The organism is Bradyrhizobium sp. B039 (genome assembly GCF_038965675.1).
Taxonomy (GTDB): Bacteria; Pseudomonadota; Alphaproteobacteria; order Rhizobiales; family Xanthobacteraceae; genus Bradyrhizobium; species Bradyrhizobium diazoefficiens.
In genome coordinates this window covers 8175059-8200000 of record NZ_CP152416.1, presented here as the reverse complement: position 1 = coordinate 8200000, position 24942 = coordinate 8175059, and the positions used below count along the sequence as shown (strand labels likewise).

Genomic DNA, 24942 nt, shown 5'->3' with positions numbered 1-24942 from the left:
GGCACGGCGCGATGGTTCCGCGGCCATGCGGCGCATCTAAGGAGAGGTTGTTCATTATCCGTTCAGCCACGCCAGCAGCTCCGCATTGATCTCGCGCGGATAGGTGTGGCTGAGATCGTCGATCTCGCGATAAACGACGTCGGCGCCGGCGGCGGAGAGCGCCGCTTGCGTCTGTCGCGCGGTCTGCACAGGAAACATCCAGTCGAGCTTGCCGTGGGTGATGAAGATCGGCAGGCGCTGCAGGCGCGCAGCATCCGCCATCTCCGCCATCAGCGGGTGGAAGGTCGCCGACACCGGCGCGAGATGCGTAAAGGGCGATGCGCCATCGAGCCCGCTGACGTAGCAGAAGGTGCCTCCGTCGCTCATGCCGGTCAGCAGCATGCGCGAGCCGTCGATGGACCAGCGGCTGCGCACAGTCTCGAGGATGCGCATGAGGTTGGGCGTATCAGTGTCGTCGCCCGTCAGCGCCCAGGTTTGACCGGTCGCAGTCGGCGCCACCAGGATCGCACCGAAGCTGCGGGCATCGCGGAGCCAGCTCCACAGGAATCCACGGCCATTGCCGCTGCCGCCATGCAGCGCCATCACCAGCGGCATCGCGCGCTCCGGCGAATAATATTCGGGGACATAGACCGAGAAGCCGCCGCGGCTGCCGGGCTCGTTGTGATCGTGGAAGATGCCACTGTGCTCGCCCGCGCCAGCCTCGAGCCGTGCCAGCAGAATTTCGTCCTCGCGCCTCGCGGCGTTGAGGAAGAAGCTGCTGACCGGCGGAAACTGCAGGGCAAGCGGATAAAGCGCCTCCAGCGCGCGCGGCACGTGGCGCAGTGCGCGGAAGACGGCGACGAGATCGCCGTTGCCGCGCTCGACCTCGCGAATGCCGGCAAAGGCGGCGAGCGTCTCGTTGCAGGCACCATCGAGCCGGTCGCGCAAGCCGGCGAATTGTTCAGGCCAGGTGCCGATCGCCGCATGTGCGGCTTGCAGCGCGTCGTCCGGCGCGCCGATCGCGTTCATCACGGACGCGAAGGCTGGCGGATGCAGGTGACGGGTGAAGGAGCCGAGCGCCTCCAGCGCGTTCAGCAGCGGCGGCAGCACGGCCACGATGTCGTCAACGACGGCCTCGGTCATCGCCGCTTCCTTGATTCAGTTCGGCCGGTCAGTGCAGCTTCGGCGCCTTCAACAGCTTGAAGCGGTCGGTCGAGGTCACCGTGACGTCGAAGGTGACGCCTTCATGATGCACGGTGAGCGGCACGTCGACACCGGCGGCGCCGAGCGCCCACATCTTCTTGTAGAAGGCGGTCTGGCTGATGATCTTCTCGCCGTCGACGGCGAGGATGACGTCGCCGGTCTTGAGCTCGGCGCGGGCGGCCGGCCCGTTAGCGGAGATCCCGATCACCACCACGCGGTTGTCGATCTCGGTTGAATAGAGCCCGAGCCAGGGCCGCGACGGCTTGTTGACGCGGCCGAACTTGCGCAGATCCTCCAGGATCGGCTTCAACAGGTCGATCGGCACGATCATGTTGACGTGCTCGGCCTTGCCGTCGCGTTCGCGCTCGAGCTGGAGCGAGCCGATGCCGATCAACTCGCCGCGCTCGTTGAGCAAGCCGGTGCCGCCCCAGTTCGGGTGCGCGGGATGTGTGAAGACGGCCTCGTCCAGCAGATATTCCCAGTAACCGGCGAATTCCTGCTTGGCCACGATCTGGCTCGCAACCGATCGCGTGCGGCCGCCGGCGCCGCCGACCACGACGCGGTCGCCGACCCGGGTCTCCGCCGAGCTGCCGAGCGGCAAGGGTTCGACGTCGAGCTCACCCAGCGCCTGCACGAGGCCGAAGCCGGTGACCGAATCGAAACCGAGGGCATGTCCCTCGACGACGCGCCCGTCGGCGAGGTGCAGCCACACCGATTCCGCCTCGGTGATGAGATAGCCGATGGTCAGCACCAGCCCGTCGTCGATGACGACGCCGTTGCCGGCGCGCTCGGTGCCCAGCGTCTCGGCGCTGAACGCGTCCGGCGGGATGATGGCGTGCAGGCCGACGACGGACGCGAGCGCGCGGTCGAGATCGAAACCGTAATCGCTCGCACGCGGCTGATTGGCCGGCGGCACTCTCCATTCGGTCAGGGCGGGCATGGAGTTCTCCTGGCTGAGTGCATCGCTCCGCCGTGGCTAGCGGAACGACGCGCGAAGCATGGATAATTTAGGCCGGAGAAGGCCGTCTTGAAAGCCTCGTTTCCCAACTATTCCGCAGAACGCCGTGTGAAATCTTCGAAAGGCGCGGGACCGTTTCGCGCGCGGTCGGCGGCCCGGCGGTCCTTCGATCCGGCATCCGCCGCATGGCTGCTGTCCGGCGAGGTGCTAGGCGCCGTGTAATGAAGCTGCTAACCATTGCCGCTTCGTTTGACCAAGAGATCACGGACCGAAACATGGACAACCGCAGCGACATCTGGCGTGGCGTCGACACGATCAAGGCGCGTTTCATCGACCTCAGCGACAAGGTCTGGGGCATGCCGGAGGTTTGTTACACCGAGGCGCGGTCCGCCGCCGAGCATCTCGCCGAACTGCGCCATCAGGGCTTCCGTATCACCGAGAACGTCGCGGGCATCCCGACCGCGCTGATGGGCGAGTGGGGCGAGGGCGGACCGGTCATCGCCTTCATGGGGGAATATGACGCGCTGCCGGGCCTCAGCCAGGAGGCGGGCGTGGCGGAACATCGTCCGGTCGAGACCGGCGGCCATGGCCATGGCTGCGGTCATAATCTGCTCGGTTCTGCGGCGCTGCTCGCCGCGACCGCGGTGAAGGACTGGCTCGACGAGAACAAGGTGCCGGGCCGCGTGCGCTACTACGGCTGCCCGGCTGAAGAAGGCGGCGCGGCAAAGGCGTTCATGGTGCGCTCCGGCGCGTTCGAGGATGCCGACGTCGCCATCACCTGGCATCCGCACAGCTTTTGGGAAGTGGCGGTGACGCCGTCGCTCGCGAACACGCGCGCCGACTTCATTTTCACAGGCCGCACCTCGCATGCGGCCGCCTCGCCGCATCTCGGCCGTTCCGCGCTCGATGCGGTGGAGCTGATGAATGTCGGCGTGAACTACATGCGCGAGCACATGCCGAGCGACGCGCGGGTGCATTACGCGCTGCTCGACACCGGCGGCATTGCACCCAACGTGGTGCAGGCGCATGCGCGCGTGCGCTACTCGATCCGCGCCCGCGATCTGCCCGGCATGAACGAGCTGGTCGGCCGCGTGAGCAAGATCGCGGACGGCGCGGCGCTGATGACCGAGACCAAGGTCGAGATGAAGATCATCTCCGCGGTCTCCAACATTCTGCCGAATACGCCGCTGGAGCAGGCGCTGCATCGGGTCATGGAAGAGCTCGGACCGCCGCATTTCGACGACGCGGACAAGGGGTTTGCCACCCAGATCCGATCGACGCTGACCGACAAGGACATTGCCTCGGTTTACTACGCGATCGGGATGGAGCCGACCGATCGGCCGCTGGCCGACTTCCTGGTGCCGCTCGATGCCAAGCGCAACCCGCTGGTCGGCTCGACCGACGTTGGCGACGTGAGCTGGGTGGTGCCGACCGTGCAGGTTCACGCACCGACGGTTGCAATCGGCACGCCGTTCCACACCTGGCAGGTGGTGGCGCAGGGCAAGAGCCCGCATGCCCACAAGGCTATGGTGCAGGCGGCCAAGGCGATGGCGGGTATCGGCATCAAGGCGCTCACGGAACCGGAGCTGATCAAGGCCGCGAAAGCCGACCTTGCGAGGCGAACAGCCAAGACACCTTACGTCTGTCCGCTGCCGGACCACGTCGCGCCGCCACTGGATATGTCCGTGGTGTAGAATTTCGTCTCGATACTTCGTCTGATCCGGCGAACAAATTTTCCGCAGTGCAACGTGAATTCCGGCTTGTTTTGACGCCGGATTGCCGAACGCTTGGGCTGCGGAACGCAGTTTTGCCCAACGGACAGCCAGAACACCGTTTGCATACACACAGTCGCAGTTGACGGGCGGCCTATTCGGTGTGCCATCTACGGCCAGACAAAACCCGGCGGTCGCATCGCGGCCGCCTGCATCCATTCGGGAACCAGACGGGGGACAAACCATGCTGGATAAAGAACTGCGTTCGATGATCGGCCAAGTGAAGGACGGACGGATGGATCGCCGTGCCTTCATCCAGCGTCTTGCCGCTGTCGGTCTGACCGCACCGCTGGCCAACCAGATCCTCGCGCTGGGCGGCGTCGCCATGGCGGAAGGCGTTTCGACCTACAAGCCGACCAAGCGCGGCGGCGGCGGCGCACTGAAGCTGCTGTGGTGGCAGGGGCCGACCCTGCTCAATCCGCATTTCGCCACCGGCACCAAGGACCAGGACGGTTCGCGCCTGTTCTACGAGCCGCTTGCCTGTTGGGATCCGGACGGCAACATGAAGCTGGTTCTGGCCGCCGAAATCCCGTCGATCCAGAACGGCGGCCTCGCCGCCGACGGCAAGTCGGTGACCTGGAAGCTCAAGCCCGGCGTCAAATGGCACGACGGCAAGCCGTTCACCGCCGACGACGTCGTGTTCAACTGGGAATACGCCAAGGATCCCGCGACCTCCGCGGTCACCATTGCGACCTATCGCGACATCGTCGTCGAGAAGGTGGATGACCTCACCGTCCGCATCCTTTTCAACAAGCCGACGCCGTTCTGGGCCGATGCTTTCGTCGGGGCTCCGAACACCATCATCCCCAAGCATCTGTTCGCGGATTACAAAGGCGCGAAGTCCCGCGAGGCGCCGAACAACCTCTCGCCGGTCGGCACCGGCCCGTACAAATTCCTCGAGTTCAAGCCGGGCGATCTCGTCCGCGGTGAGCTCAATCCCGACTATCACATGCCGAACCGTCCGTATTTCGACACGCTCGAAATGAAGGGCGGCGGCGATGCCGTCTCGGCGGCGCGCGCGGTGATCCAGACCGGCGAATACGATTTCGGCTATAACATCCAGGTCGAAGACGACGTGCTGTTGCGCCTGGAGAAGGGCGGCAAGGGCAAGGCCATCTACGCCGTGGGCGGAGACACCGAGTTCATCGCGCTGAATTTCACCGACCCGAACACCGAGGTCGATGGCGAGCGCTCTTCGATGAAGACGAAGCACCCGCTGTTCTCCGATCCCGCCGTACGCAAGGCGCTGGCGATGCTGGTCGATCGTGAAGCGGTGAAGAAGGTGATCTACGGCCGCGCAGGCCGCACCACGGCGAACTTCCTCAACGGCCCCGAAAAGTTCGTCTCCAAGAACACGAGCTGGGAATTCAGCATCGAGAAGGCGTCGAAGATGCTGGATGACGCCGGCTGGAAACCGGGTGCGGACGGCATCCGCGAGAAGGACGGCAAGAAGCTGAAGCTTCTGTACCAGACTTCGATCAACGGCCCGCGCCAGAAGACCCAGGCCATCGTCAAGCAGGCCTGCCAGAAGGCTGGCATCGACGTCGAGCTGAAGTCGGTCGTCGCCTCGGTGTTCTTCTCCTCCGACGCCGGCAATCCCGACATCTACCCGAAGTTCTATGCCGACATGGAGATGTTCCAGATCCCGATGAGCCAGCCGGATCCGTCCCAGCACATGCGGCGCTATATGTCGGCGAATGTGGCGACCAAGGAGAACAAGTGGCAGGGACAGAATTTCCCGCGCTACGTCAACAAGGAGTATGACGACACGATCCTGGCCGCGGAAGGCGAGATGGACCCGGTCAAGCGCGCGGCGCTCTACATCAAGGCTAACGATATCCTGATCGGGGACACCGTGTTCATCCCGGTGCAGCATCGCCTGAAGGTGGAGGCCGCTGCTAACAACCTGGTTTGCGTGGTCAGCGGTTGGGCGAACGAGACCGACAACCTGTTCGACTGGTACCGGGAGGTATGATCGCGCAGGCCTAGGCGGGGTCTTTCCCTATGAGTCAATATGTCCTGCGTCGCCTGCTGATCGCCATTCCGAGCCTGCTCGGCATTTCGCTCGTGCTGTTCGTCGTGCTGGCGCTCGCCCCCGGCGATCCGTTTTCGGAACTGGCGACCAATCCGAACGTACCGCCCGAAGTCGCTGCCGCGCTTCGGGCGAAGTTCGGCCTCGACGATCCGATCTATCTGCGCTACCTGCACTGGCTCTCCGCCATGGCGCATGGCGATTGGGGGTTTTCCTTCGTCAGCCGGATGAACGTCGATGCGCTCATCCTCCAGCGCCTGCCGGCGACGCTCTATGTGATCGGCTCGGCGCAGATCCTGGCGCTCCTGATCGCGATTCCGGTCGGCGTCTACGCGGCGACCAAGCCGTATTCACTGTTTGACCAGATCGCCAACGTGCTGGCCTTCGTCGGTTTCTCGCTGCCCACCTTCTTCACCGGCATCCTCTTCATCCTGATCTTCTCGGTCACGCTGGACTGGCTGCCCTTCGTCTATTCCAGCGACATCAAGGCCACCGGCATCCGCTGGGTGCTCGAGATGATCCGGCAGGCGATCATGCCGGTGGCGGTGCTCGGCCTGTTCCAGGCGGCGTCGATGACGCGCTTCGTGCGCTCGGCGATGCTGGACGTGATCCGGCTCGACTACGTCACCACGGCGCGCGCCAAGGGACTCGGGCAGGCCAAGGTCATCGTCAAGCATGTGATGCGCAATGCGATGATCCCGGTCGTCACGCTGATCGCGCTCCAGATGCCGGCGGTGTTCGGCGGCGCCATCGTCACCGAGCAGATCTTCCGCATCCCCGGCATCGGCTCGCTGCTGATCTCCTCCATCCTTTCCAACGACACGCCGGTGGTGATGGCCGTCACCTTCGTCTTCGCGTGCCTTGTGGTCCTGTTCAATCTCATCGCGGACGTCCTGTATGGCTGGCTTGACCCTCGCATCTCCCTCCGCTGAGCGGCGCGTCTACTCGCCCTGGCGCGAGACGTGGCGGCGCTATAGCCGCCACAAGCTTGCCGTGGTCAGTGCGTTCCTGCTCCTCATTCTGGTGCTGGCGGTGGTCGCCGGCCCCTTCGTCTGGCGGGTCAAGATCGACGACATCGACATCGTGGCGGGCATGCAGGGGCCCTCGCTCGCCCATCCCTTCGGCACCGACGATCTCGGGCAGGACATCCTCGCCCGCATGATCTATGGCGGGCGCATCTCGCTCGCGGTCGGCCTTGCCGCGATGCTGGTCTCGGTGTTCGTGGGCACGCTGATCGGTGCGCTTGCCGGCATGTCGCGCGGTGCGGTCGGTCACGGGCTGATGTGGCTCACCGATCTCTTCTTGTCGCTGCCGCAGCTGCCGCTGCTGCTGCTGCTGATCTATCTGTTCCGCGACGGGCTCAAGGCCGCGTTCGGCCCCGAAGGCGGCATCTTCATCCTGATCGTGCTCGTGATCGGGGGCCTGCGCTGGATGCCGGTCGCCCGCCTCGTGCGCGCGCAGTTCCTGTCGATCCGCGAGAAGGAGTTCGTCGAGGCCGCGCGCGCGCTCGGCGCCAGCCCGGTGCGGCAGGTGGTGCGCCACATCCTGCCCAACGCGCTCGGTCCGGTGATCATCGCCGGCACCATCGACGTCGCCGCCGCCATCATCGCGGAATCGACATTGTCCTTCCTCGGCCTCGGCTTTCCGCCGGACACCCCGACCTGGGGGCGGCTGCTGTACGACGCCAAGGACTTCCTCGATATCGGTCCGCACTGGGCGCTGTTTCCGGGCGGCGCGATCTTCATCGCGGTGGTCGCCATCAACTTCATCGGCGACGGCCTGCGTGACGCGCTCGATGCGCGACGGGTGATCTGATGGCGCCGCTGCTCGAGATCAAGGGCCTGAAAACCCATTTCTCCACTGACGACGGCATCCTGCAGGCCGTCGACGGCGTCGACATCTCCATCAACCGCGGCGAGACGCTCTGTGTCGTCGGCGAGTCCGGCTGCGGCAAGACCGTGACGGCGATGTCGATCCTGAAACTGATCGCGATGCCGCCCGGCCGCATCGCCGCCGGCCAGATCATCTTCGAAGGCCGCGATCTCGTGCCGCTGACGAGCAATCAGCTCGACGAGATCCGCGCCAAGGAGATCGGCTTCATCTTTCAGGAGCCGATGACCTCGCTCAACCCGGTGCTCACCGTCGGCGAGCAGATCGCCGAGAGCCTGCGCCGGCATGAAGCGGTGACGAAGAAGCAGGCGCTCGAACGCACCATCGAGATGCTCAAGCTGGTGCAGATCCCCAACGCCGAAGGCCGCGTGCACAACTACCCGCACCAGTTCTCCGGCGGCATGCGCCAGCGCGTGATGATCGCGATGGCGCTCGCCTGCAAGCCGAAGCTGATCATCGCCGACGAGCCCACCACCGCGCTCGACGTCACCATCCAGGCCCAGATCCTCGACCTCTTGCAGGACATGAAGGAGCGCTTCGGCATGGCGGTGATGCTGATCACCCATGCCATGGGCGTCGTCGCCGAGACCGCGCAGCGCGTCGTCGTGATGTATGCCGGCAAGGTGGTGGAGGAGGCGAGCGTCGACGATCTCTTCGCCGATCCCCGCCATCCCTATACGCAAGGCCTGATCCGCTCGATCCCGCGCATCGACCTCGACAGCGAGCACAAGACGCGGCTGGAGGCGATCGGCGGCTCGGTGCCGATCCTGATCAATCCGCCGGTCGGCTGCCGCTTCGCGCCGCGCTGCAAGTTCGCGATGAACGTCTGCACCGAGAAGGAGCCGCTGCTCCGCGAGGTCTCGCCCGGCCACCGCATGGCCTGTCACCTGGGGGATACGCAGTTGGGAGCCGCGTCATGAGCGAACCCTTGCTCCGCGTCAGCGGTCTGAAGAAGCATTTCCCCGTTCTCGGCGGCTTGCTGTCGCGCCAGGTCGGCAGCGTCTATGCGGTCGACGGCGTGTCGTTCTCGGTCAATCGCGGCGAGACGCTCGGTCTCGTCGGTGAATCCGGCTGCGGCAAGTCGACGACGGGGCGCTGCGTGCTGCGCCTGATCGAGCCGACCGACGGCGAGGTCACCTTCGACGGCCAGGACGTGCGCCAGCTCGGCGGCAACGATCTGCGCGCGATGCGGCGGAACATGCAGCTCGTGTTCCAGGATCCGTTTGCCTCGCTCAATCCGCGCATGACGGTGGGTACGATTCTCGGCGAGGCGCTCGTCATCCACAAGCTCGGCTCATCGGCCAAGGAGCGGGAGGAGCGCGTCGCGAGCCTGCTGGTCAAGGTCGGCCTCAAGGCCGAGCACATGCGCCGCTACCCGCACGAATTCTCCGGCGGCCAGCGCCAGCGCATCGTGATCGCGCGGGCGCTCGCGGTCGAGCCGAAGCTGATCGTCTGCGACGAGCCGGTCTCCGCGCTCGACGTGTCGATCCAGGCGCAGGTCATCAATCTGCTGGAGGATCTCCAGGCCGAGCTGAACCTCACCTATCTCTTCGTCGCGCACGACCTCTCGGTGGTCGAGCACATCTCCGACCGCGTCGCGGTGATGTATCTCGGCCGCATCGTCGAGCTGGCGAAAGCCAGCGACCTCTACCGCAACCCGCAGCACCCCTACACCAGGGCGCTGTTGTCAGCGGTGCCGGTGCCCGATCCCAAGCTCAAGCGTGAGCGCATCCGCCTCAAGGGCGACGTGCCGAGCCCGATGAAGCCGCCGTCAGGCTGCCACTTCCACACCCGCTGTCCGATCGCCCAGCCGCGCTGCGCGGAGAGCGCGCCCGAGCTGAAGGAGGGCGCTGGCGGTCACTTCGTGGCGTGCCATCTCGCCTGAGGCCGGGCAAAGCGGAAGGCGTATTCATTCGCCCTGAAGCACGCCGTGCGCCGAGAGGGCCTGCCTGAAAGCCTCCACCGACGTGTGGTGATGCGCGAACAGGCCCGCCTCGCGCGCGCCGGCAACATTGGCCGGGAGATCGTCGACGAACAGCACGGTCTGCGGCATCACGTCGAGCTCGGCCAGGCAGCGGCGATAGCAGCGCGGGTCCGGCTTTGCCGTCTTGAACTGGGCCGAAGTGTAGATCCGGGAGCCGAACAGCGGCCGCAAGTCCGGCAGCAGCGTGTCGATGTGGTCGGCGACCAGCGTGGTATTGTTGGTCAGGACGGCAATATCGACGGTCTTGCGCAGACGTCGGGCAATCTCCAGCATCGCGTGATCGGGCTGCATCGAGCGGCGCCGCGCCTCCACCCACTCGTCGAGCGACAGCGGATAGCCCATGCGTTCGCCAAAGCCCCGCAGATAGTCAGGGGCGTCGAGAGCGCCGGAATCGCCGAGCAGCTCGAATCCGCTGTCCCAGATTGCCTTGTGGACGAGCTCGCTGGTCGATCCCGCGAGCTCCGCCAGGCATGCCACACGCTGTCCCCTGTCGTAGTTGCACAGGACATTGTCCATGTCGAAGAGGACGAGCTTGATCGCGTCAGTCACGGTAGCACTCTCGGATTGGCTTAAATGTCCGGTCGATTCGTAGTCATATCCCGCTGGAACGTGGACGACAAATCCAGGCCGGGCCGAGCTCCGAGATGAGCGCGACACCTCTACGATCGTGATGCGCGGCGGCGGGCCAGCTGGTGCAACACTGTATCGAAAGCCGGGATCGCTCCGGTCTCGCGGAGCCACGTGTCGGTCAGCTCCCTGAGCTCGCCCGGCGTCAGGCCGAACTTGCGGCGAAACGCCCGGATGAAGGTGGAGTCGCTGCTGAACCGCAAGCCGACAGCGAGGTCGATTAGACGTTTGTCCTGCGCCGCCGGCGACAACAGCCGCTGAAAGGCGAGATTGAGCCGCTGCTCTCTCACGTAATGCGCCAGCCCGCCATCTGCCTCGAACAGCCGGTAAAGCGTCGCGCGCGAAATCTGGAAATGGCGGCAGAGCTCGCTTACGCCGAGCGCGTCGGTCTCGAGATTGTCCGCGATGCGGCGCTTGATCATTGCCAGATAAAGATGTCGCTCGGCCCGCTCGACGCCTTCGGCGATGTCGGCCGTACCGCCCGCAGCCGCGGCAACGATGTCGGCGATGGCCTCGATCGTGGCCTCGACGCTGCCCGCCTCTGGCTCAGGCGGCAGCGCAAGCGCTGCGTAATGGCTTGCGAGCAGGCGCGCGTGAGGGTGGTCTGACGGCAACAGGGTAGCCGTCGCCGAATCCGGATGCGCGAGCCGTGGCGCCAGCATCGACCGTTGCACGATGATTGCCATCAGGTGGGTGCGTCCGCTACCGCCGCGAAACACCGTCCGGTTCGGCTGCGCCATGTCGAGCAGGCAAATGTCACCGGGCCGCAACGTCACCTCGCGGCGACCGGAGCTGAACCGCATCTCGCCTTCGATGCAGAGGGTCATCTGATAGTGGTCGAGGCCGCCGCGTGCGATGTGCGCAGGCGTCCGGTCGTATTCGAGGTCAGTGGCGCGAGAATCGACCAGCAATGCGTTGCCGGCCATCACTGTCGTGGTGGTGATGTGGAAATCGTTCTCGTCGGTGAGCGCAATGACATCGCAGATGTCCACGGTCATCGCGCGCAACTGTCTCAGCGCGCTCGGCCCGTGTTCGGGGTCGTCCGCCAGCATCGTCTTGTTCACCGCCGTCTCGTCCGCATCACGCCTCGACGAGGTCGCGCGCCTTAATGTTCTGAGCCCGGCAGCAGACCAGCATCGCCCCCGCATGTAGCGGTTCGGCAACGAGGACGCAAGCGACGTCGGACGATGAGGGCGTTCGACGAGGCTGCGGGCGCGCGGCCTCGATGTGCCGCACATGCATCACTGTTCACCGAAATCCACGCCTGAGACACCGGGCACATTGTGCAGGTGTCCAGTCTGCTAACGACGCGTCGAGATCACCAGCGTTGCCACGCAGCTTGCGTCCGAGGCTCTTCGTGACGACCAGATTGCGTCCGCCCTCGTGCCTGTCGATCGGGCAGACGAGCCTTCGGCTTGGTGCACGCCGGTGTGCAGCGCTCGCAAGTGTTGCGGTCATGGCATCGTTCTTCGGCCTGTCCGGTGCGGCGCGCGCAGCGACGCTGGTGGTGACCTCTACGGCCGACAGCGGCGCCGGCAGCCTGCGGGGGGAGATCGCCAGCGCCACGAGCGGCGACACCATCCTGTTTCAGGTCAGCGGTACCATCACGCTCCTGAGCGAGCTGCCGATCATCACCAAGAACATCACCATTGACGGCAATGGTAACAACCCGACCATCAGCGGCGCCGGCACCTACCGGCCGTTCTTCATCGGCGATGCCGGGACCACCGGCTCGACCTATTCGGTGACACTGAAGAGCCTGACCATCGCCAATGCGGTGGCGCAGGGCGGAGCCGGTTTGGGCTCCGGTGCCGGCGCCGGACTCGGCGGCGCGGTCTTCGTTTCCAGCAACGGCGCATTGACCTTGTCGAACGTCGCCGTCTCGAACACGCAGGCCAAGGGCGGCGGCGTCGTGGACAACTTCGGAGAGGTGGGCGGCGGGGGCGGCATGGGCGGCAAGTCCTATCCTCTGACTCCGGCTGGAGGCGGTGGACTATTCGTCGGCTCGGACGCCAACAGCTCGGGCACTGCCGGCGGTTCGAGCGGTGGGGTGCATAACGGCGGTAGTGGTCCCCAGACCGGAGGCGCCGGTGGTTTCGCCAGCGGTGGCGGCGGTGGCTCGTCCGGCGGGGGGCCCGTGGCTGGAGGCGCGGGCGGTTTTGGCGGTGGCGGTGGCGGTGCCAATGCGGGCGGAGCAACAACGGGCGGTTCGGGCGGCTACGGCGGCGGAGGTGGCTCGGCAGCCGGATTGTCCACCTCGACCGGCGGTGCCGGCGGCTTCGGGGGAGGCGGCGGCGGCGGGATCACGGCTGCCGGGAGCGGCGGCTTTGGCGCCGGCAATGGCGGCAGTGGTGGGACCGGATCCAACTCCGGTGGTGGTGGCCTCGGTGCCGGCGGTGCCATCTTCGTGCAGAGCGGCGGGACGGTGGCCGTTCAGGGCGATCTTTCGCAAACGACGAGCAGCGTTTCGGGCGGCACGGGCCTCAACGGCGGCGGCAACGGCTCGGCCTTCGGCTCCGGCATCTTCTTCCAGGGCACCGGCGGGACGAGCACCGTGCTCGGCTTTGGCTCTGGCAACCAGTCCATTGCCAATGGCATCACCGACTATATCGGCTCCGGCGGCAGCAATCCCGGCGGCGGGACCAACGCCGCCGACCAGGGCGGCAGTGTCGCGATCACCAAGAGCAATGGCGGCACGCTGACGCTCTCGGGCGCCAATACCTATAGCGGCGGCACCACCATCAACGAGGGCACGACGCTTGTCGTCGGCAATGGCACCGCGCTTGGCAGCGGCGCCTTGACGCTCAATGGCGGCACGACGGGCGTGACCGTGAACTTCAACGGCAGCTTCAGCGTCGGCAACAACATCGTCGCGACAGGTGATCCCACCTACAACGTTCTCACCGGCAACACGGTGAATCTCACGGGTGTTCTGTCCGGCTCCGGCGACGTCGTCGTCAACGAAGCGAACGGTTACGCCGGAACGCTGATCCTGTCCGGGGCCAACACCTACAGCGGGCCGACCATTGTGGACGCGGGCACGCTGCAGGCCGGATCGACCAGCGCTTTCGGCAGCAATTCCGCGGTCACGGTCGCCGGCGGCGCCGTGCTCGATCTCGCCGGCTTCTCGAATGTGATCGGCTCGCTCGCAGGTGCCGGCACGGTCAGCAACAGCGGCGGCGCCGCCACGCTGATCGCCGGTGGCGACAACACGTCCAAGATCTTTTCGGGGACGATCCGCGACGGTGCGGGATCGCTCGCGCTGACCAAGACCGGCGACCTTCCAGGCGCTGCCGGGCGCGAGCTTCGTCGTCAACGGCGCTGCGCAGGCTCGCGACTCCGCGCTCACCACGGCTTCCGTGGAGATGAGCTGGCTGAGCGGCTGGTCCGCGGCGGCGAGCTTCGAAGGCGAGTTCTCGAACGTCACCCGCAGCTACGCCGGCAAGGGCAGCGTTCGCTACGCCTGGTAGGCCGGCGACTGCGTCACGCGCTCCTCGCGGGCCAGGGCACGACCTGTCCCGACATCACCAGCCGGTCGCGGCCGCTGTCCTTGGCGGCATAGAGCGCGCGGTCGGCGGCCGCCACCAGCGCGCTGGAGTCGGTCGTGGTCTCGGATGGAAACGCCGTCGCGCCGCCCACACTCGCGGTGACGAGCCGCGAGGGCGGATTCTGTGCATGCAGCATGGCGAGGTCGCGCAACGCACCGCGAATCTCCTCGCCGACCCTGGCGCAGCCGTCGGCGTCGGTGTTAGGCAACAGCACGGCGAACTCCTCGCCGCCGTAGCGCGCCGCGAAGTCGGCCGGCCGCCGGGGATGAGCGGACAGGATCCGCCCCAGCGCACGCAGGCAGCCGTCGCCGGCCAAATGTCCGTAATGGTCGTTGAACGCCTTGAAATGATCGACGTCGATCAGCAGGAGCGAGAGTTGGGTGCCATCGCGGCGGGCGCGGGCCCATTCGTCCGCGAGGCGCTCATCGAATGCGCGCCGGTTGGCGAGCCCGGTGAGGCCGTCGGTCGCCGCGAGCGAGGCGAGCTTGTTCTGCAAGTCCTTCTGCTCGGTCATGTCGCGCACCACCGCGACGACGCCGTCGATCTCGCCGCTGTCGGACGCCCGGGTCACGTGCAGGGCCGACTCGGCCCAGATCTCGCCCTTGTCGCGATGGCGCTGACGGTAGACGAACCTCGCCTCCTCGGCCTCGCCATTCTTCAGCGCGGCAATGGCCTGCTCGACCCGTTCCATGTCCTCCGCGTGAACCCCGGCCACGGCCGACGTCCCCAGGAGTTCGTCGGAAGACCAGCCGATGATGCGCGCGCATGACGGAGAAACGTAGATCAGCCGGTTATCCAGCCCGATCCGGGTCACCATGTCGCTGGATTGCTCGGCCAGCAGGCGGAAATGGGCTTCCTTGGCGATCAGAGCCTGTGCCATGCGCTGCCGCTGCAAGAGCTGACGGACCAGGTAAAAGCCGATCGCCGCGATCAGCAGGACGAGGCCGACGACAACGGTCATGCGTGCGCCCGCCGCGCGGCGCCAAGGGGCCAGCACGTCGTCCTGCGACTTGCTCGCCAGCACCATCAGGGGATAGCGGCTGCTGCGCTGGTAGTAGCTGAGCCGCTGCATGTTATCCAGCGGCGACTTGAAATAGTAGACTGCCGCAGCCGGACGGCTTTTCCATTGCTTGAACAACGGCGCGTTGGACAGGTCGCGTCCGACGAAGGCGCCGCTCTCGTCGTGGCTGCGCGCCAGCATGATGCCGTCGTTGTTCAGCAGCGACGCCGAGCTGTGCGGACCGAGGTCGAAGCGCTCGTAGAACTTGACGAAATAGCTGACGTCGATCGTGAGCAGGGCAACGCCGGCGAAGCTGCCGTCGGGATGGTTGACCCGGCGCGACGCAGTGATGATCCACTGGCCCCCGGCCCGGCTCTTGACGGGGCGTCCGATCAGTGTGCCCGGATCCGGCGAGTCGCGATGACGCTGGAAATATTCGCGGTCGCTGTTGTTGAATTTGGAGAAGTCGACCTGCTCGGTCGTGGCAAGCCAGCGGCCGGTCTCGTCATAGACGAAGATGCCGCGGATGCGGTCCGATGATTTGCGGGTCGGCAGATAGGTCTGGAGCTTTGCGATCGTGTCCGGACCCGTTCCATCGAGCTCGAGCCGATGGACCAGCCCGACGAGGATGGTATCGACGAGTTCGAACGTGTCGTCCGCATGCTGGATCAGCGATTGCGCGAGGTTGGTCACGTCGATTTCGGCGGTCCTGAGCTCGGCATTGCGCGTTTCCCATTCGCGCCAGCCGCTCAGGCCCAGGATGGCGAAGCAAGTCAGCATGACAAAACCCGCCGCCCAGAGCGGAAGACGCGTTTTCCCGAGGTCGCGGCCCGTATTCATCAGGCTTGCTCCATTTCGGTGCAAACCTCTCACTTTCGCCTTAACGGCCTGTTGCGTCATCCGCGCTGATTGTGCGAATCCCGTACTCGGCCGGAACCGGTCCTCGATGTTTCGACGGGTTATCGTCGGCTGATGTTAACCACGCTGACCTCACGCCGGATCCGCCCGGCGTTCCTGCCTCACTCCTCCAGCGTAAACCCGACGCGCAGCGTCACCTGGTAATGGCGCACGGCGTTGTTCTCGATGTGGCCGCGCGTCTGCACCACCTCGAACCATTTCATCTCGCGGATGGTCTTGGCGGCGCGGCTGACCGCGTTCTTGATCGCATCCTCGATCGAGGTCTCGGACGATCCGACCAGTTCCAGGATCTTGTAGACGTGATCTTTCTCGGCTGTGGGCATGGCGCGTCTTCCCCTGTGCTTTGACGGGCCCGGATACCGCTCCCGCAGTGTATTCGAGAGCGTTGGGCCTCCAGATTGAACGGACGCCCGCGCTTCGGGTTCCGTGCTCCGTGATGGCCCGCATGCGCCAGCCAAGGTGGAGCAGGCCGCGCCCGCGAGTGTTGCCGCGGTGAAGAAGAGATAGCCGATGCCGACCGACAGAAATGCGAGCGGCGCCGTCAGCAGTCGTATTGCGGTGGATTGGTCCAGGCCCTGAAGCCATATGCCGCCGGCGACCTCGAACCTGACGGAGCGCCGGCCCGCCCACACCGCTGGTTCCCGGTTTGTGCAAGTGCACGAAAATATGGCTCCCGCCTGCGGGCGGTACCCTCAAATTCGTGCGCCGCCGCATGGCCGCTCTTGCTCGCGCCAATGCGGGCGCGTTAGCCTCAATCCGCTTCCTTATACCTTCGATGTGCAGCGATGATCGGCCGTTGGACGAAGAGCGCTTTGGTCGCAATCAGTCTGTCCGCCGTGCCCGCGATCGGCGCAGTGCAGGACGATCTCGACGGCGCGCCCGGCACCATGTCGCTGCAAGTGACGACCGATCCGTCGATGATCGAATGCCGCAAGCTCGAAACGGTCAATCCTGCCTCGCTGATGTTCCTGCCGTTGCGGCGGACGTTCAACGAGGATTTCGACGAGCACCCGCTGTCGGGCGGACGCTGGGTGCCGCACTATGCCGGCGGTGCGGCGTGGCCGGAGGCGCGCTATTGGGGCGGCGACGGCTCCGACTTCAAGCGCAAGACCAGCGCCAATGGCGAGCAGCAGATCTATGTCGATCCGCGCTACACGGGGCGCGCATCGGCGCCGCTCGGGCTTGATCCGTTCAAGGTGAAGGACGGCGTGCTCTCGATCGTCGCGAGCCGCACGCCGCAGGAATTGAAGTCCGTTCTGTTCAACAACGAGTACATCTCCGGGATCCTGACCACGCAGGGCAGGTTCGCGCAGAAGCACGGCTATTTCGAAATCCGCGCCAAGGTCCCGGTCGGTCATGCGGTGTGGCCTGCGTTCTGGATGCTGGCGGACGACGGCGGCTGGCCGCCGGAGGTCGATGTGCTGGAAGGCCGCGGCGAGCGGCCTGGCGATCTCGTGATGACGACGCATTGGCGGATTCCGTCGACCCAGAAGATCCAGTCCTGCGGCTTCGACTTCGCGGTCGGCGACGCTTCGAGCACATTCCACAATTACGGTGTGCTGTGGGAGGAGGATCGCCTGGTCTACTTCATCGACCGCAAGCCGGTCTCCGACATCAAGGTGCCGATCGGCTTTGACGATCCCATGTACCTGATCGTCAATCTCGCGATCGGCTCGAAGTTCTTCGTCGGCGTCGGTCCCGTCGATGCGCAATCGCCGCCGAGCGTCGCATTCGAGATCGACCGGATTTCCGCCTATCAGATCGACATGGAGCAGGCGCGGAGATAGATATGTCGGCGGATTTCTCGCGGCGTCGTTTTGCCAAGCTGGCGGGCCTTGCCGCGCTGGGAGGCGCGACGGGCGTCCGCGCTGCGGAGAGCGAAACGCCATCGGCCGGGCGCGGTGCGCCTTTCCCGAAGGATTTCCTGTGGGGCACGGCGACCTCTTCCTACCAGATCGAAGGCGCCGTCAACGAGGACGGCCGCGGCAAATCGATCTGGGACATTTTCAGCCACACCCCCGGCAAGATCGAGGACGGCTCCACCGGCGACCGCGCCAACGAGCACTATCACCGCTACAAGGAGGACGTCGCGCTGATCAAGGCGCTCGGCGTCAAGGCCTACCGCTTCTCGATCGCATGGCCGCGGGTGTTTCCTGATGGGACGGGTCAACCCAATCCCAAGGGGCTCGATTTCTACAACCGCCTGGTCGACGAGTTGCTCGCAAACGGCATCGAGCCCTACGCCACGCTCTATCACTGGGATTTGCCGCAGTCGCTCCAGGCCCGCGTCGGCGGCTGGCAGTCGAGCGACACCTCGAAGGCCTTTGCCGACTACGCTGCGTACGTCGCCGCACGCCTGACCGATCGCGTCAAGAACGTCTTCACGGTGAACGAGGTCGGGCGCTTCGTGAATTTCGGCTATGGCTGGGGCATCGACGCGCCCGGCCTCAGGCTGCCGGCCGCGCAGCTCAATCAGGCCCGCCATCACGTCGCGCTGGCGCACGGGCTTGCCGTGCAGGCGATTCGCGCCTCGGGGCGCGCCGGCACAAGGGTCGGCGCAGCCGAGAATATCGCGGCCTGCGTGCCGGTGATCGCAACGCCCGAAAACATCCGTGCCGCCGAGATCGCCACGCGCGAGCTCAATGCCGGCTTCCTCGGCGTGGTGCTGGAGGGCAGATATACCGACGGCTTCCTCGCCTATGCCGGCGCGGACGCGCCGAAATTCACGGCCGAGGAATTGAAGATCATCGGTGCGCCGAACGACTTCGTCGGCCTCAACATCTACGCGCCGCAGTTCTATGTCACCGCCTCCGACCGCGCGCCCGGCTTCCACGTGCTGCCGTTCCCCACCTCGTTCCCGCACATGAATTCGGAATGGCTGCGGGTCGGCCCCGAAGTGATCTACTGGGCGCCGCGCCTTGCCGCGAAGATCTGGAACATCGAGACCATCTACATCAGCGAGAACGGCACCTCGTCCGAGGATAGGATCGCCGCCGACGGCCAGGTCTACGACCTCGACCGCATCATGTTCCTGCGCAACTATCTGACCCAGATGCAGCGCGCCGTCGCCGAGGGCGTGCCGATCCGCGGTTATTTCCTCTGGAGCCTGATGGACAATTTCGAGTGGATTTTTGGCTACGGCAAACGCTTCGGCCTCTACCGGGTCGACTTCGAGACGCAGGCGAGGGTCGCGAAACTGAGCGCGGCGTTCTATCGCGACGTGGTGGCGAGGAACGCGATCGGGGTTTGAGGTTGCGCGCCGACCCTACGGATCCAGTTCGGTATCCCAGTAGAGATAGTCCAGCCAGCTGTCGTGCAGGTAGTTCGGCGGGAACATGCGGCCGTTGCGGTGGAGCTGGTGCACGGTCGGCGCGAAGGCGCTCTGGCGCGGAAACATCTTGGCTTGCGCAGGCGTAAGGTTGCCCTTGCGCAGATTACAGGGCGAGCACGCCGCGACCACGTTTTCCCAGGTGGTCTGGCCGCCCTTGCTGCGCGGGATGATGTGATCGAAGGTGAGGTCTTCGGGCGAGCCGCAATATTGGCAGGCGAAACGATCGCGCAGGAAGACGTTGAACCGGGTGAAGGCGGGGTGGGTGGTCGGCTTGACGAAGGATTTGAGCGAGACCACGCTTGGCAGCTGCATTTCCAGCGTGGGACTTCGGACCGCCTGATCGTAATGCGCGACGATGTTGACGCGGTCGAGGAACACCGCCTTGATCGCGTCCTGCCACGACCACAGAGACAGTGGATAGTAACTCAGCGGCCGGAAGTCCGCATTCAGCACCAACACCGGCCAACTGCCTTGCGAGACATGTGCGTTCAAGTAACGCTCCCGGCCTCCATGTACGCTGCGAAGCAGCATGTATTGACATACTACATGCAGCGTGACGGGATTGTGAAGCCCGTTGAGCGACTTATTCAGGCGCAGGCAATGCGGCGGCGGGGTGGCAAAAGCGCTCAAAAACGCCGCGATTCGGGGCGGGGCCGGCAACTGGCGCGGAACCGCCTTTGGCGGCGCGTCGTGGCTTGCCGCGGCGGCTACTCCCGTACCCGTTCCAGCTTCTGCAAGCACCGGGTTGCGCGCACGACGGCCGGCATCTCCTGGTCCGGGAAGCTTGTCGCCCAGTTGGTGACACCGACCTCGCCGACGTAGATGTCGCCCTTCGAGTCCAGCGCGATGCCGTGGGGGGCCAGGAATTTGCCGCTGGCCACACCCGGACCTTCCTCGCCGCCGAGCCGCGCGATGTGATTTCCCTTGGCGTCCACGATCGACAGCCGCGGGCCGAGATTGGGCACATTGCGGTTGATATCGAGGCCGGGGCCCAGCTCGCCGATCACGAAGGTCGGGCTCCTGCCGCCGCAGCAGCACAGCGCGCAGGGCCGGTGCAGGTTGTTCCACTGCGTCTCGTATTTGCCCTCGCCATTGAACACCTGCACGCGATGGTTCTCGCGGTCGGCGACGTAGACCCAGCCATCGGAATCGGTGGCGATGTTGTGCACGATGTTGAACTGGCCGGGGTCGGTGCCGGGCTCGCCCCAGCTCTTGATCAGCTTGCCGTCCGGCGTGAACTTGTGCACGCGCGCATTGCCATAGCCGTCGGAGACATAGATCTCGCCTTTCGGCGACAATGCGGTGTGGGTGCAGCGGTGGAACGGCTCGCCGCTCATGAACGGCGCCGGCTTTGCGGGGATCCCGATCGTCAGCAGCACCTTGCCGTCGCTGGTGCATTTGCGCACGGTATGGTCGCCGTCGTCGGTGCAGTAGAGATTGTCGTCGGCATCGATGTGCAGGCCGTGCGCGCGCGAGAACAGGCCCTCGCCCCAACTGCGCAGGAAATTGCCCTCGCGATCCAGCACCACCATCGGATGGGCGCCGCGGTTGAAGACATAGACGCGGTCGAGGCTGTCGACCGCGACCGCGGCGACGTCGGTGAGCTGCCAGCCGTCCGGAAGTTTCGCGAAGTTTTCGACGACGCGGTAGCGGTGCTCGCCGGTGCCGAGAATGGCTGGCATTGGGTTTCTCCTCTTGTCATTCCGGGGCGCGCGTAGCGTGAACCCGGAATCCATCGGGCCGCATATCCCGGGGGTAGATGGATTCCGGGCTCGCGCTACGCGCGCCCCGGAATGACGTGTGTGTTACCTTGTATCCACCTCACGCCCCAAAATCCCTTCCTCGATGGCCTTGATCTGGAGCGCGAGATATTTCGAGTTGATCCGGCACTGCGCGAGGCTGCCGGCGATGAACCAGAGGCCGGGCTGCTTCGTGCGCGCATACATGTTGCGCAGCTCGAAGCCTTCGCCAAATCCCCAGACCGGGCCGACGCGATCGGCGACGCCATCGCCGAACAGCTTTCGCACCAGATATTCCTGCGGCTTGTAGCCGGTCGAGAGCACGATCAGGTCGGCCGGAATGGTCGTGCCGTCCTTCATCCGAACGCCCTCGGCGACGAAGCTTTCGATGTCGGAAAACTGCCTGAGCTTGATCGCCCCCTCGGCGATGAGGTTGGAGCAGCCGACGTTGAAATAATAACCGCCGCCGCGGGTGAGGTATTTGAACTGCCAGCCGGTGCCGGCCTCGCCGAAATCGAGCTTGAAGCCGACGCGGGAGAGGCCGTCGAGCAGCTCCCTGTCGAGCTCCTTCGACTGCTCCGTCAGCATCACATGGGTCTTCTTCGCCAGCGGCGTCGGCATCGAGGTCGCGATCAGATCGTTGTCCTCGAGCGTGCCCTCATTGTAGGTCGCATAGGCCAACTGCGCCGACGGCTCGATATTGGTGACCAGCGTCGGCGAGCGCTGCACCAGGGTCACCTCGGCGCCGCTGGAGTGGAGGTCTTGCGCGATGTCGTGGCCGCTGTTGCCGGTGCCGATGACGATGGCGCGCTTGCCTGTCCAGTTTTCGCCGTCCTCGTAGCGGCTGGAATGCACCAGCGTACCCCTGAAATTCTCGAGCGTTGGGATGTGAGGAACATTGGCGATGCCGCTGACGCCGGTCGCCATCACCACATGGCGCGGATACATGGTGCGCTTGCCGCCGTCCGCGCGGCGCAGCGTGACGGTCCAGCGGCCTTTCGCCTCGTCGTAAGCGCCGCCCTCGAACTCGGTGCCGGTCCAGAAGTTCAGCTCCATGGCATCGACATAGGCTTCGAACCAGTTGGCGAGCTTGTCCTTGGGGATATAGACCGGCCAGTTCGCAGGGAACGGCATGTAGGGCAGGTGATTGACCTGCACTTGGTTGTGCAGGGTGAGCGCGTGATAGCGCTTGCGCCAATTGTCGCCGATCCGCGCCTCGCGATCGACGATCAAGGTATCGACCTTCAACTGCTTCAGCCGTGCCGCGATGGCGAGCCCGGCCTGGCCGCCGCCGACCACCAGCACGGCCGGGTCGCGATCGGCGTAGTCGCGCGACGTGTTGCGCTGGTCGAGCCAGTTCGGCCCGCGGAAATCGCGCGAATAGGCCTGGCCGCGCGGCCGTGACGTGCCGAGCTGTTCCTCGAAGCCTTTGAGTTCGTCGAGCGCGGTCAGCAGCGTCCACGCCTTCAACCGGTCACCGTCGGTGCTATCAGGCACGAGCCGCAGGATGCCGCTGCCGCGGCCGAGCGCGGTCTCGAAATTGAAGATGGCTTCGATGTTGCTGGTGCCGGCGCGCGTCACCCAGCGCGGTGGCGCACGGTTCGGTGCGATCTCGAAATGGGTCGGTGCAGCCCCGGACGCGAGCGCGGCCAACGCCTGCGCGATTGCGCTGCGGCCGGCCAGCGTTTGCAAGTTCCAGCTCAGCGCCAGCACATCGCGCCAAAAGCTGTCGGGGAGGAAGAGGAGGTCCAGCGCGGTGGCGGGTTCCGGGTTGCCTAGCGCGCCCGCGAATTCATCGAGCCAGGCCTGCGCGGCGACGGAAATATCCTTCGTCCTGTCCAGCATTCGCGACCTCGTGGCCGTCTTCGCGGCGTTTCCTCTGGAGCATGATCCGGAAAAGTGTGTAGCGGTTTTCCGAAGAGATCATGCTCCAATAATAATAGAGGTCGAACGCTATACTGGATCAGCCGATGTCAAAAGCGCTTTACCCGAGCAGCGAGAGCATATGGCCCTGCTCGGGCGGAATGCGCCCCTTCAACGTGTCGAGATAAATGCGCTGCACCGCCTCCGGCCCGCGGCTCTCGATCACACGCAGGCATTTCTCCAGCAGCGGCGCGAAGCCCGACCATGCCGCGCCAAAGCGCTGCTCGATGCCGCCAGGCCCCCAATCCTTCGTCCGCTTGCGAATATGGTCCGGCGCGAAGAACCAGCGCGGTTTTGCGCCGGGCAGGGCTCCTTCGTCGGCCTCGGTGGCGCGATGTGTCAAACCGACGCGCACCGAGCATTTCATCTGGTCGCCAAAATGCCGGTGCAGTTCGGCGCGCAGGGCGCTGCTGCCGGCCATGTCGACGAAGGCGACCGGCGCATTCGATGGCAAGGACGTCACGCGGTCATAGGTGACGACCTCGTCGTAACATCCGAGCGACGTCACGAAGCCGGTATTACCGGCTGAGGTCAGGCCGATCACCTTGCGGCCGCGTGTGTGCAACAGATGCGCAAGGCCGAACGCGGTCTTACTCGAGGCGCTCGACAGCAGCACGGTCCGCGCGCCAAAATCATCGTTCTCGGCGAGGAAGTCGTCGACCAGGAACGACAGCATGAACAGCGGTCGCAATAGCGCCTGGTAGTCGCCCTGCCGGCCTGCGTAGGCGGGGTCGCCGGTGACGCGGGAGTAGAGATTGTAGACCGGCGCCACGCCTTGCCGATGCGCAGCCCCGTCGCGCAAGCCGCGCTTGCTGACGTCCGTGGCTTCGATGACGAGATGTGTCGCCATCGGAAAATAGCCGAACAACCGCTCGCCGGCGGCGACGCCGGGATGTTTCGAGGCGATCACCTCGCCAAAACCCCATACCGGAATGTTGCCAAAACCCTGCGGCGCCGGAAAGATCTGCCAGTATTTCAGCTCGTCGCCCATCACGGCATAGGTGATGTTGTTGGCGGTGAGCGCGAAGCGCTCGACCTTCACCAGCAGCGCATCCGCCGGCAGCGCGGCTGCATCCGGAATGGCGGTCTCGATCAGCTTGCACTGCTCGAGATCGTTGCGCGCAACGACGAAGTCGGTCGAGGTCATGGCGAAGGTCCCGGCTTTTTTCGTGCCGGCATCTTCTCTTTCACCTGTGAGGGCTTTGCAACAGCAACATTGTTTAAAACGGCGTTCGCCTCGCCCGCGAGCACGCCCTCGCGTTTCTTCACCGCGCGGTAATAGCTCCACCACAGATGCGCCGCCGCGCCGCGCAGCGGACGCCAGGGTTCGGCGAGCGGCACCATCTGCTTCTCCGTCGGCCGTGCCTGAAGGCCGAGGCCGATCTTGATGCCCTCCTGCACCGCGAGGTCGCCGGCCGGCCAGGCATCGCCATGGCCGAGGCAAAACAGGAGATAGACGTCCGCCGTCCACGGTCCGATGCCGGGCAGCGAGATCAGCGTGTGATGCGCGGCGTCGGCATCTTCCTCGGCGAGCACGTCGAGGTTCAGCCGCTCCGCCGTGATCTCGCGCGCAAGATGTTTCAGCGTCTTGATCTTGGCGGCGGACAGGCCAAGCCGTCCCAGCCGGTCGGTGCGCGCGCGGCCCACCGCCTCATGATCGAACGGATCTAACGCGGCCGACAGCCGTCCCCAGATCGCCGCGGCGCTGGCGGTCGAGAGCTGCTGCCCGCAGACGATATGCGCGAGCCCGGGGAAGCCCGGTTCGCGTCGCCGCAAGGCCGGCATGCCCGCAGCCGCAAGCACGGGCTTGAGCCGAGGATCGCGCTTCACCAGCGCGTGGACGGCCTCTTCGAGATCGGACTGGGTTTCGAGGTGGATGGTCATTGTGGCCTAACTCGTCATGCGCGGGCTTGCCGTCTCTGCTAAAGCTGCGCTGGCCCAATACCGAAAAGCCCGTTGATGCCTTCGGCGTAGGCGGGACCCGCGCATCCATCTCCCATCGTAACAGAGTCATGGAAGATGGATGGCCGGGTCAAGC

General features: G+C 65.4%; 20 protein-coding genes. 9 read left to right on the top strand and 11 right to left on the bottom strand.

The features are described 5' to 3' along the window. Positions 1-54 precede the first annotated feature (54 nt). On the bottom strand, positions 55-1122 hold the full coding sequence (locus AAFG50_RS38605) for a phospholipase (protein WP_028173566.1): 1068 nt from the start codon (positions 1120-1122) through the stop codon (positions 55-57). Positions 1123-1150: 28 nt separating this feature from the next. Beyond that, positions 1151-2122, bottom strand: coding sequence for a S1C family serine protease (locus AAFG50_RS38600; protein WP_028173565.1), 972 nt, complete (start codon positions 2120-2122; stop codon positions 1151-1153). Between the two features lie 293 nt (positions 2123-2415). Here AAFG50_RS38600 and AAFG50_RS38595 point away from each other — a divergent pair, with 293 nt between their 5' ends. From AAFG50_RS38595 to AAFG50_RS38570, 6 genes are all read left to right on the top strand, one after another. After that, complete coding sequence (locus AAFG50_RS38595) at positions 2416-3834, top strand: M20 family metallopeptidase (RefSeq protein WP_028173564.1); 1419 nt, start codon at positions 2416-2418, stop codon at positions 3832-3834. 262 nt (positions 3835-4096) lie between these two features. Continuing rightward, positions 4097-5887, top strand: a complete 1791-nt coding sequence (locus AAFG50_RS38590) for a peptide ABC transporter substrate-binding protein (RefSeq protein WP_028173563.1) — start codon at positions 4097-4099, stop codon at positions 5885-5887. 29 nt (positions 5888-5916) lie between these two features. Then, positions 5917-6876, top strand: a complete 960-nt coding sequence (locus AAFG50_RS38585) for an ABC transporter permease (protein ID WP_011084172.1) — start codon at positions 5917-5919, stop codon at positions 6874-6876. After that, entirely contained in the window at positions 6842-7759 is a 918-nt protein-coding gene (locus AAFG50_RS38580) for an ABC transporter permease (protein ID WP_028173562.1), read from the top strand. The genes AAFG50_RS38585 and AAFG50_RS38580 overlap by 35 nt, the downstream gene beginning before the upstream one ends. Next, on the top strand, positions 7759-8754 hold the full coding sequence (locus AAFG50_RS38575) for an ABC transporter ATP-binding protein (RefSeq protein WP_028173561.1): 996 nt from the start codon (positions 7759-7761) through the stop codon (positions 8752-8754). The genes AAFG50_RS38580 and AAFG50_RS38575 overlap by 1 nt, the downstream gene beginning before the upstream one ends. Next, entirely contained in the window at positions 8751-9719 is a 969-nt protein-coding gene (locus AAFG50_RS38570; RefSeq protein WP_011084175.1) for a dipeptide ABC transporter ATP-binding protein, read from the top strand. Before AAFG50_RS38575 ends, AAFG50_RS38570 begins: the two co-directional genes overlap by 4 nt. A gap of 24 nt (positions 9720-9743) precedes the next feature. On the opposite strand, the gene AAFG50_RS38565 is transcribed toward AAFG50_RS38570, so the two are convergent. Further along, positions 9744-10334, bottom strand: a complete 591-nt coding sequence (locus AAFG50_RS38565) for an HAD family phosphatase (protein ID WP_049832497.1) — start codon at positions 10332-10334, stop codon at positions 9744-9746. Between the two features lie 143 nt (positions 10335-10477). After that, positions 10478-11497, bottom strand: coding sequence for a helix-turn-helix domain-containing protein (locus AAFG50_RS38560; RefSeq protein WP_161537180.1), 1020 nt, complete (start codon positions 11495-11497; stop codon positions 10478-10480). Between the two features lie 404 nt (positions 11498-11901). Between AAFG50_RS38560 and AAFG50_RS38555 the strand changes: the two genes are divergently transcribed. Then, positions 11902-14007, top strand: a complete 2106-nt coding sequence (locus tag AAFG50_RS38555; RefSeq protein WP_028173558.1) for an autotransporter-associated beta strand repeat-containing protein — start codon at positions 11902-11904, stop codon at positions 14005-14007. Here AAFG50_RS38555 and AAFG50_RS38550 read toward each other — a convergent pair. Together AAFG50_RS38550 and AAFG50_RS38545 are read right to left on the bottom strand one after the other, a co-directional pair. Next, positions 13929-15833: a sensor domain-containing diguanylate cyclase gene (locus AAFG50_RS38550; protein WP_028173557.1), complete on the bottom strand. Its 1905-nt coding sequence runs from the start codon at positions 15831-15833 to the stop codon at positions 13929-13931. The genes AAFG50_RS38555 and AAFG50_RS38550 overlap by 79 nt on opposite strands. Positions 15834-16012: 179 nt before the next feature. Beyond that, positions 16013-16234, bottom strand: coding sequence for a dodecin (locus tag AAFG50_RS38545; RefSeq protein ID WP_011084181.1), 222 nt, complete (start codon positions 16232-16234; stop codon positions 16013-16015). A 462-nt stretch (positions 16235-16696) separates the two neighbouring features. Here AAFG50_RS38545 and AAFG50_RS38540 point away from each other — a divergent pair, with 462 nt between their 5' ends. Together AAFG50_RS38540 and AAFG50_RS38535 are read left to right on the top strand one after the other, a co-directional pair. Further along, entirely contained in the window at positions 16697-17698 is a 1002-nt protein-coding gene (locus tag AAFG50_RS38540; RefSeq protein ID WP_028173556.1) for a glycoside hydrolase family 16 protein, read from the top strand. Positions 17699-17700: 2 nt separating this feature from the next. Next, positions 17701-19161 carry a GH1 family beta-glucosidase gene (locus AAFG50_RS38535; RefSeq protein WP_028173555.1) on the top strand — a complete coding sequence of 487 codons (1461 nt, stop codon included), beginning with the start codon at positions 17701-17703 and terminating at the stop codon, positions 19159-19161. 15 nt (positions 19162-19176) lie between these two features. Here AAFG50_RS38535 and AAFG50_RS38530 read toward each other — a convergent pair whose 3' ends face one another. The 5 genes from AAFG50_RS38530 to AAFG50_RS38510 form a co-directional block, all read right to left on the bottom strand. Then, positions 19177-19734, bottom strand: coding sequence for an HNH endonuclease (locus tag AAFG50_RS38530; RefSeq protein WP_028173554.1), 558 nt, complete (start codon positions 19732-19734; stop codon positions 19177-19179). 215 nt (positions 19735-19949) lie between these two features. Then, a complete protein-coding gene (locus AAFG50_RS38525; protein ID WP_028173553.1) occupies positions 19950-20924 on the bottom strand; it encodes a peptidyl-alpha-hydroxyglycine alpha-amidating lyase family protein in 975 nt (324 codons plus the stop codon). Positions 20925-21047: 123 nt separating this feature from the next. Then, positions 21048-22826: an NAD(P)/FAD-dependent oxidoreductase gene (locus AAFG50_RS38520; RefSeq protein WP_028173552.1), complete on the bottom strand. Its 1779-nt coding sequence runs from the start codon at positions 22824-22826 to the stop codon at positions 21048-21050. A gap of 139 nt (positions 22827-22965) precedes the next feature. After that, positions 22966-24051 carry a DUF2855 family protein gene (locus AAFG50_RS38515; RefSeq protein ID WP_028173551.1) on the bottom strand — a complete coding sequence of 362 codons (1086 nt, stop codon included), beginning with the start codon at positions 24049-24051 and terminating at the stop codon, positions 22966-22968. Continuing rightward, positions 24048-24788, bottom strand: a complete 741-nt coding sequence (locus AAFG50_RS38510; RefSeq protein WP_011084189.1) for a DNA-3-methyladenine glycosylase — start codon at positions 24786-24788, stop codon at positions 24048-24050. Before AAFG50_RS38510 ends, AAFG50_RS38515 begins: the two co-directional genes overlap by 4 nt. Between the last annotated feature and the right edge of the window lie 154 nt (positions 24789-24942).

Coding starts and splice junctions, on each gene's coding strand:
- AAFG50_RS38570 (WP_011084175.1), top strand. CDS start 8,751: ATGAGCGAACCCTTGCTCCGCGTCAGCGGTCTGAAGAAGCATTTCCCC.
- AAFG50_RS38545 (WP_011084181.1), bottom strand. CDS start 16,234: ATGCCCACAGCCGAGAAAGATCACGTCTACAAGATCCTGGAACTGGTC.
- AAFG50_RS38540 (WP_028173556.1), top strand. CDS start 16,697: ATGATCGGCCGTTGGACGAAGAGCGCTTTGGTCGCAATCAGTCTGTCC.
- AAFG50_RS38525 (WP_028173553.1), bottom strand. CDS start 20,924: ATGCCAGCCATTCTCGGCACCGGCGAGCACCGCTACCGCGTCGTCGAA.
- AAFG50_RS38560 (WP_161537180.1), bottom strand. CDS start 11,497: ATGCTGGCGGACGACCCCGAACACGGGCCGAGCGCGCTGAGACAGTTG.
- AAFG50_RS38590 (WP_028173563.1), top strand. CDS start 4,097: ATGCTGGATAAAGAACTGCGTTCGATGATCGGCCAAGTGAAGGACGGA.
- AAFG50_RS38565 (WP_049832497.1), bottom strand. CDS start 10,334: ATGGACAATGTCCTGTGCAACTACGACAGGGGACAGCGTGTGGCATGC.
- AAFG50_RS38600 (WP_028173565.1), bottom strand. CDS start 2,122: ATGCCCGCCCTGACCGAATGGAGAGTGCCGCCGGCCAATCAGCCGCGT.
- AAFG50_RS38580 (WP_028173562.1), top strand. CDS start 6,842: ATGGCTGGCTTGACCCTCGCATCTCCCTCCGCTGAGCGGCGCGTCTAC.
- AAFG50_RS38575 (WP_028173561.1), top strand. CDS start 7,759: ATGGCGCCGCTGCTCGAGATCAAGGGCCTGAAAACCCATTTCTCCACT.
- AAFG50_RS38585 (WP_011084172.1), top strand. CDS start 5,917: ATGAGTCAATATGTCCTGCGTCGCCTGCTGATCGCCATTCCGAGCCTG.
- AAFG50_RS38555 (WP_028173558.1), top strand. CDS start 11,902: ATGGCATCGTTCTTCGGCCTGTCCGGTGCGGCGCGCGCAGCGACGCTG.
- AAFG50_RS38520 (WP_028173552.1), bottom strand. CDS start 22,826: ATGCTGGACAGGACGAAGGATATTTCCGTCGCCGCGCAGGCCTGGCTC.
- AAFG50_RS38550 (WP_028173557.1), bottom strand. CDS start 15,833: ATGAATACGGGCCGCGACCTCGGGAAAACGCGTCTTCCGCTCTGGGCG.
- AAFG50_RS38515 (WP_028173551.1), bottom strand. CDS start 24,051: ATGACCTCGACCGACTTCGTCGTTGCGCGCAACGATCTCGAGCAGTGC.
- AAFG50_RS38535 (WP_028173555.1), top strand. CDS start 17,701: ATGTCGGCGGATTTCTCGCGGCGTCGTTTTGCCAAGCTGGCGGGCCTT.
- AAFG50_RS38605 (WP_028173566.1), bottom strand. CDS start 1,122: ATGACCGAGGCCGTCGTTGACGACATCGTGGCCGTGCTGCCGCCGCTG.
- AAFG50_RS38595 (WP_028173564.1), top strand. CDS start 2,416: ATGGACAACCGCAGCGACATCTGGCGTGGCGTCGACACGATCAAGGCG.
- AAFG50_RS38510 (WP_011084189.1), bottom strand. CDS start 24,788: ATGACCATCCACCTCGAAACCCAGTCCGATCTCGAAGAGGCCGTCCAC.